The sequence below is a fragment of the Gemmatimonadales bacterium genome (assembly GCA_030697825.1).
Lineage (GTDB): Bacteria > Gemmatimonadota > Gemmatimonadetes > Gemmatimonadales > JACORV01 > JACORV01.
The window spans coordinates 1-5905 of the sequence record JAUYOW010000121.1 but is presented as its reverse complement, the minus strand read 5'-3'; the positions used below and the strand labels follow the sequence as shown (position 1 = coordinate 5905).

Annotated in this window: 6 protein-coding genes; 3 read left to right on the top strand and 3 right to left on the bottom strand. The window is 68.7% G+C overall.

Going from position 1 to position 5905, the window contains the following annotated elements:
• The first annotated feature begins 383 nt into the window (after window positions 1–383).
• From Q8Q85_06240 to Q8Q85_06230, 3 genes are all read left to right on the top strand, one after another.
• Complete coding sequence (locus Q8Q85_06240; protein ID MDP3773852.1) at window positions 384–641, top strand: DUF6526 family protein; 258 nt, start codon at window positions 384–386, stop codon at window positions 639–641.
• A 64-nt stretch (window positions 642–705) separates the two neighbouring features.
• Window positions 706–1566 (top strand): branched-chain-amino-acid transaminase, encoded by an 861-nt coding sequence (gene ilvE, locus Q8Q85_06235; protein ID MDP3773851.1) that lies wholly within the window; start codon window positions 706–708, stop codon window positions 1564–1566.
• A gap of 346 nt (window positions 1567–1912) precedes the next feature.
• Window positions 1913–3310, top strand: coding sequence for a transglycosylase SLT domain-containing protein (locus Q8Q85_06230; protein ID MDP3773850.1), 1398 nt, complete (start codon window positions 1913–1915; stop codon window positions 3308–3310).
• A gap of 6 nt (window positions 3311–3316) precedes the next feature.
• On the opposite strand, the gene moaC is transcribed toward Q8Q85_06230, so the two are convergent.
• The 3 genes from moaC to Q8Q85_06215 all read right to left on the bottom strand — a co-directional run.
• Window positions 3317–3841, bottom strand: coding sequence for a cyclic pyranopterin monophosphate synthase MoaC (gene moaC / locus Q8Q85_06225; GenBank protein MDP3773849.1), 525 nt, complete (start codon window positions 3839–3841; stop codon window positions 3317–3319).
• Complete coding sequence (locus tag Q8Q85_06220; protein ID MDP3773848.1) at window positions 3838–4914, bottom strand: hypothetical protein; 1077 nt, start codon at window positions 4912–4914, stop codon at window positions 3838–3840. The genes moaC and Q8Q85_06220 overlap by 4 nt, the downstream gene beginning before the upstream one ends.
• 116 nt (window positions 4915–5030) lie before the next feature.
• Window positions 5031–5905, bottom strand: an 875-nt coding sequence (locus Q8Q85_06215; GenBank protein MDP3773847.1) for a hypothetical protein, incomplete at its 5' end; no start/stop codon positions are given.

Here is a 5905-nt window from a genome sequence, read left to right as displayed (position 1 = left end):
CGCGGACGCCTCGGGAGCAACGGCGCAGTTGCGCGGTTATTCGCGGGCTCGCGGTTTGGTGCGTGACCCGCGTGATGCCTTTTAATCCGTAGGTCGTGGGTTCGATGCCCACCCGGGTCACTGTCGGTCCAACACCTCCCGGACCATTTCGGCGAGCCGCTCGGCGGTGAAGGGCTACCGGCTCGGCCGAATCCGCTTCGAGCATCGCCAGGCCCGCGGGAAGATGCCGATGGGAACCTGATCGAAGAGGCTGCGGTAGCGTGCCTCTGCTTCTGCACGTCGGGCTGTTGGCGGGCCTTGCGAGGCGTGCTCATGCTTCAATCTGGCGCGCAGCCGCGCCAGGCGTTATCCTCACCGCCTCACCATACCCCAGGAGCCGCGCCATGGCCGAGCCAAAGCCCCAGACGTACGCGAACCTCGCCCGCTACGTGCCCCTGTTCCACTTCGTGCTGGCGGGCATACTGCTGGCGAACGTCGTCATCGCGGGGCGGCACGTCTACTACCAGGGACTGTTGCGCCACACGGTGTGGGAGATCGTGATGGCGTTGGCGCTGGTGCTCATCTTCCTCTTCATGCGAGCCTTGCAGGACCGCGTCAGCCGCCTGGAGGAGACCCTCCGCCTCCAGAGTGAACCGCGGTAGCCGAATCTTCCGTGGGCGGGGCGCAGCCCACTATCTTTGCGCGGTCTCCCACCCTGAGAGCGCGGTGCCCAAGATCTGGCTGGACGGCAAGTACTACGAGAAAGAAGACGCGAAGATCTCGGTCTTCGACCACGGCGTGCTCTACGGCGACGGCGTCTTCGAGGGGATACGCGCCTACAACGGGCGAGTATTCCGCCTGAGCCAGCACGTCGACCGGCTCTACGCCTCCGCCAAGGCGCTGGTCCTCGACATCCCGATGTCGAAGGACGAGATGACCGCGATGGTCGAAGACTGCATGCGGGTCAACGGCCTCACGGACGCGTACATCCGGCTGGTGGTGACGCGGGGGTTCGGGGACCTGGGATTCGACCCCCGAAAGTGCCCCCGCGCGACGGTATTCTGCATCGCCGACAGGATCGCGCTGTGGCCGGTCGAGGTCTACGATCGCGGACTTTCGGCGATCACGTCGTCGATCCCGGTGAACCTCCCCAGTGCGCTCGCTCCCCAGATCAAGTCGCTCAACTACGTCTCGCACATCATGGCCAAGATCGAGGCGAACAACGCCGGTGCCGACGAGGCTCTGATGCTCGAGCCCTCCGGCGAGGTGGCTGAGGCGACCGGCCAGAACCTCTTCTGCGTGACTGGGCGGCGCGTGCGCACGACGCCGGGCTCCAACGGCATCCTGCGAGGCGTGACGCGCGGCGCCGTCATCGAGCTCGCGCGCGAGGCGGGCCACGAAGTGATCGAGGAGCGGCTCGTGCGATACGACCTGTACACCGCCGATGAGTTGTTCCTCACCGGGACCGCCGCGGAAGTGGTCGGCATCGTCAAGATGGATGGGCGTAAGATCGGGTGCGGGCAGGTGGGTGACGTGACGAAGGACCTCGCCAAGCGATTCCGCGAACTGGCACAGCGGGGCGGCTGAGGGACGCTGGCAGAGCCGCGTGCCGTTTTGGCGGGCCTCCTTGACCCGGCCGACGCGGGCCGAACATATTGCGGCGTCTGGGGGTAGCTCGATCCATCAGCCATCGGAGAGGCGCGTTCTGAGGAAGCTCGGGTGGGTTCTTTGGGTTGGAATGGCGGCGTGCGCGCCCGCCTCGCCGGCCCCGGTGACGCCCGTCGCCGTGCGGCCTGCGAACGCGGACCCTCCGGCAGGCCGATGCTGTGCGCCCGAGAGCGCCGCGGCCCGCCCCACGTCGCCGCGATCACCCGCCGACCCCGTACCGACCACCCGAACCTCGACCACCCACACCGACACGCTTCCCGACGACGTGTTCCTCGACTCGTTGCGGGAGATGACGGGGGATTCCCTGACGCGTGGGGTCGCGGTCGCGCCGGAGGCCGTGCACCGGGAGGCGGCGAGCCTGTTCGGGCGTCCCGAGGCCGCAGCAGCGTCCGCGACCTGGGACATAGACGTGGGTTCTTACACGTCGCACGAGCGGGTGCAGTATTACATGGGTTACTTCTCGGGCCGGGCGCGCCGCCATTTCGAGATCTATCTCGCACGCCTCGGCCGTTACGACTCGATGATCCGCACCCGCCTGGCCGCGGGTGGGCTACCGCAGGACCTGATCTATCTCGCCATGATCGAGAGCGGGATGAACCAGAATGCGCGGAGCCGGGTCGGCGCGACCGGGCTGTGGCAGTTCATGCCGGAGACGGGGCGGCGGTATGGGCTGACGGTGGACGCCTGGGTGGACGAGCGGCGCGACCCGTATCTGGCTACCGACGCCGCCATCCGTTTCCTCACCGAGCTGAACCACCGGTTCGGCTCGCTCTACCTCGCGGCGGCCGCCTACAACAGCGGACCGGGGAAGATTCAGCGAGGCCTCCGCCGGCACGACTTCGGGGCCTTGAACGGCGACGACCAGTACTTCGCACTCGCCGAGGGCACGTTCCTGCGGCGAGAGACGCGGGACTACGTGCCGAAGCTCATCGCCGCCGCGCTGCTGGCCAAGGAGCCGGTGCGCTGGGGCTTCACGGGCATCGAACCTTGGCAGCCGCTCCGGTACGACTCGGTCCAGGTGCACTTCTCGGTCGGACTAGACGTGCTGGCACGGCTCGCGGGCACGACGCGGAATGCCATCGAAGAGATGAACCCGCAACTGTACCGGTCCGTTACGCCTCCCGACCGCACGGTCTGGGTGCGGGTTCCCATCGGGATGACCGATTCGATGACGTCGCGTCTCGCGGTTCTGCCGGCCAGCGAGCGGGTGACGGTGCTCATCCATTACGTGGCGCGCGGGGAGACGCTATCGCGGATCGGGCGGCGTTACGGCGTGAGCGTGGCGGACATCACTACCGCGAATCGTGGGGTGAGCGCCCGCCGGCTGCGTCCGGGCCAGCGCCTGATCATCCCTACGTCGTTGGGTGGTCGGAGGGCGGTGACCCCAGCAGTCCGGCGCAGCGGGACGGCGACCGCGAGGCGGACCGCCGCCGCCGCACGGCGCCCTACGACGGTTCGCAGGAGCCCCGCGGCGGCAGCCTCGGGCACCCGCGCGACCGCGCGGGAGAGTACGACGCGGAGGGTTCACATCGTCCGGCAGGGAGAAACGCTCTCCGGCGTCGCCGAGCAGTTCCACGTCCCGCTGGAGGCCTTGTTGCGTGAGAACGGATTGTCGGCCGCGGGCAGGATCCGGGTGGGGCAGGGGATCAGGATACCGAACTAGTTTTCTTCAACCTCTTTTCCAGTTCCCCGACCTTCCCCCCGACTTCAGCAGGAGCCTCACCTCTCCGATCGACATTCCTCGATCCACCGCCTTCACCATGTCATAGACTGTCAAAAGCGCCACGGAGCAAGCCGTGAGCGCTTCCATCTCGACGCCCGTTCTCCCCTTCAGGCGCACCTCAGCGCGCACCCGCACGCCCGGTAGCTTTGCGTCGAGCCTTGCCTCGACGGAGATGTGATCGAGGGTGAGCGGATGGCAGAGCGGGATCAGGTCCGCGGTGCGCTTGGCCCCGCCGATGCCCGCCAGCTCGGCGACGCGCAGCACGTCCCCCTTGGCCATGCGGTTCGCCTTCACCAACGCGAACGCCTCTTTGCTCATGCCTAGGCGGCCTTCGGCGACGGCTCGGCGTTCGGTGATGGCCTTGTCGCCCACGTCCACCATGCGAGCGCGCCCCTTCGCGTCTACGTGCGAGAGATCGCCTGGCGCGCGCGCCGGCGCGCTGGAGCGCTGGCGCGTCTTCGGCTTCTTCATGCGCGGCACTCCGCGAGCCTTCTCAGCAGGTCCACCACGATGAGCTGCGGGTTCACGTTGCCTTGGGCGAGCCGGCGCGCCTTCTCGATCTCGCGGATGGAGGCGAGCAGACCCGTAGCCGACGCGTCGTTGCCGGCCGACGCGGCCGGATCGCGCAGCTTCTCGGCCAGCTCGTCGCGCAGCAGCTCGGCGGCCGCGTCCAGCGTCTCGGTGAAGTCGCCGCGGCCGCCGTATGGCCTTACCGCGAGCGAGAAGCGGTAGCGGGACGCCGGCTCCTTCGCGGCCGTCTCCAGCAGTCGGCGCGCGGCGGCGCGCGATTCCTCAGCTTCGGCCGAGAGGGCGAGCGCGGCGCCTATGGACCCGCCCGCGACGTCGGCACGGCGCGTCGCTTCCGCGGCCGAGAGCGGCGGGTTAGGCACTTCGGCCAGGAACCGCGCCACGTCCGAGGCGCGCAGGCGCTTCACGCGCAGCTGCACCAGCCGCGAGCGGATGGTGGGCAGCAGTGCTGAGGGCTCGGACGTCGTGAGGATGAAGTAGGTATCGGGGGGAGGCTCCTCGAGCACCTTGAGCATCGCGTTGGCCGCTTCGGGGCTCGACGCCTGCGGCACGAGCCTCTCCGCTTCGGCGACGAGAAAGACCTTGCGGCGAGCCATCGCCGGGCGCATCTGGACGCGACGGTGCAGGGAGCGCACCAGCGGCAGGAAAAGGCCCGCCATGCCGTCGGGCGGAGCGTATAGGGGCTGCTCGCGTCGCGCGGCGATCGCCGCGCCGAGCTGCTCCTCGGCTTCCTCGACCTGCTTCGACTCGTCGCCTTTGGGCCGCGCTATCGGGAAGAACCAGTGTATGTCCGGGTGGGTGAGCGTCGCGGCGAGCTTGCACCCATGGCATGCTCCGCACGGCGTGCCCGGCCCTTTCTCGCACACGAGGCCCTGAGCGAGCCAAAGGCCGAGGCGCTGCTTGCCGACGCCCGGAGCGCCCACGAGGAGCAGTGCCGGCGGGAGGCGGCCGGCGGTCATGGCGCCGGTGAGGCGGTCCTTGATGGCGTCGTGGCCGTAGACAGGATGCAGTGGCACGGGACTAATCTACGAAAAAGAAGCGTGATAGGTGATAGGTGATGGGTGATGACGTGATGGGTGATACGTGATGAGGGAGCTCAGCGCGGCGCTGAGTGACCAGCACCGGGGCCGGCTCATCTGGTCTCCGTGCGTAGCGCCTGGAGCCGTGGATCCGAGCGCAGGGCGTCGAGGGCCGGCTCGTACCGCATGTGCATCTGGAAGTGCATGTCGCGGCGCGGGGAGTAGCGGGTGAGCCACGACAGAGCGCGATCGGGATCACCGAGCGTGGCGTACGCGCACGCCAGGTAGACGGCCCCGTGCACCGAGGGCGAGATCGAATCAGTGCGGGCGAGGGCCTGCGCCAGATAGTCTCTCGCCGCGGCCGGGTCGCCGGTGCGGGCGGCGAGCCGCGCCAGGCCTGTAAGGCACTGGACGTCGGCGGAGGTGGCAAGGCGGTTGCATGCCTGCAGCTGCGCCTCGGCTTCAGATCGGCGACCACGCTCAATAGCTACCGTGCCAGCCGCGTAACGCGCCACGACAAGGGTGGGATCAACGGCCACGACGCTGTCCGCCCACACCGCGGCCGTGTCGTACTGCCGCGCCCAGAAGTAGTGCAGCGCAAGGAAAGTCAGCGCCTCGGTGTGGCCGGGCTGGACCGCGACCGCTCGGTTCAAGGCCGCGAGCGCGCCGGCACGATCGAACGACTCCTCGAGCGAGAGGCCCAGGATCTGCCAGGCGTCGGCGTCCATGGAGTCGATGGCAAGGGCGCGACGGAGGTAGCGGATGCCTGGCCCCCTGCTCGTCGGGTCGAGGGCTTCGGAGACCCGGGCCCGCATGATCCACACTTCCGCGTTGGTGGAGTCCAATTCGTTCGCCCGCTCGGCCGCCGCCACCAGGCGCGCGAGGACGCTGTCGCGCGGAACGCCGGGGACAGGGAACTGCCATGTCCTCGCGCGCTCAAACGCGCGTGCCAGGCCGACCCAGCCAAGGACGAAACCCGAATCTCTGG